Annotated in this window: 1 protein-coding gene; it reads right to left on the reverse strand. The window is 37.1% G+C overall.

Annotated features, from left to right (window positions below; translation table 11 throughout):
- Positions 1-1,505, reverse strand: a 1,505-nt coding sequence (locus P8M54_RS04145; RefSeq protein WP_300285522.1) for a S8 family serine peptidase, incomplete at both ends; no start/stop codon positions are given.

Below are 1,505 nucleotides of genomic sequence, written 5' to 3' on the forward strand. Positions count from 1 at the left end.
CTGATGTACCAGTAACAATAATTTTGTAGGTTCCAGCAGCTGGCGCATCAAGCGTAATTTGTTCAATATTGTTCAAATTATCCACTCCTCTTGTAGCAACCGCATTGGGTTGTGCAGGATTTAAAATCCAAGGTAAAGTGGTTTGTCCGTTACGAACTAACTTGATATCTAAATCATTCACCTGAATGTTTGTAGCACCCGGAGTTGCTCCTATATCAGAATAAGCAAGCATTACTTTTAAAGAAACCAGTCCAGCTGGAACTACAATTTCTTTTTCAAAAGAGGCAGCATTTGCAACTGAAGCGGTATAAAACATTTTGTTATCTAAAACCTTAACTGCTCTTAAACCGTTTAAGTTTCCAAAACCATATTTATAATCAGGTCCTGCATTTCCAACATCCTTAGCAGTATTAGAAACTAAAGCTTTCATTAAAGAAGCTAAAGGCTTCTCGCCATAAATGTTTTTATACCTTTCATACAACAAAGCTATCGTTCCGGAAGTTCCCGGAGTTGCCATAGAGGTTCCACTCATTATCTGATACGAATTGTTATAATCTAATGAATACACATTAGATCCTACTGCGGCAATTTGTGGAACAAGACGACCATCTAAAGTAGGCCCAAAACTACTGTAAGAGCTTATGACATCAGTCGGTTCATTTGCGGCTACGTGTAATGCATTTTTAGACGCTTTTGTACTTGTGTTAAAACCACCTGCATAAGCTGCTTGTGCATTACCGTTCGAATAAATATTTAAAAGTGAAGGATATTTAACGGTAACATCATCATCACCTCTATCACCAGCATTGTATCGAACTAAATTATATCCTGATGAAAGTAAAACACCATAAGAGTTAGACGTTAGATCCACATCATCATTTAGGAATGCAAGTTCTCTTTCTACATAAACCGGCAAACCATTCGATTGCGTATTGAAGTTCCACCCAAACATTTGCACATTTGGAGCCATTCCTTTAGCACGAGGGTCTAAAATTCCAGCACCACCTACTGTACCTGAAACGTGTTCCCCGTGAGATGATGGTGATTCATACTCTCTGTTTGTAACTCTTCCTGTATGGTCTTTGTGTTTTTCAAGATTTCCATCCCAAATACCTACTTTAACCCCTTTTCCAGTTAGATTATAGCCTAATCCCGGAATTAAAGAACTTAACACATTAACCTTGTGTGAATTGACACCTGGCAAGTTATCACTTTCCACTGGAGCAGCAATAAGCTCAATATTCTGAACCCAATTTAATTTTGCAATTTCATTCAATTTCTCTACTGAAGCTTGTAGATATACTTGATTAAAAGAGGTAATGTTTTTGGGTGATTTTATCCCCAAAGTTACTAGATCCTTAGTTAAATCAGCCGCATTCATTCCTTTAAAATAACTTACAATTACTTTAACAGACTGAGAATTTCCAGCATAATCAGGAATTGTTCCAGCAGTAATGCTTGGATCAATTTTGAATTTTGACTCAATTGGCACGATTGCTCGAATA

It is taken from the genome of Flavobacterium sp., assembly GCF_029242675.1.
In the GTDB taxonomy this organism is placed as follows: domain Bacteria; phylum Bacteroidota; class Bacteroidia; order Flavobacteriales; family Flavobacteriaceae; genus Flavobacterium.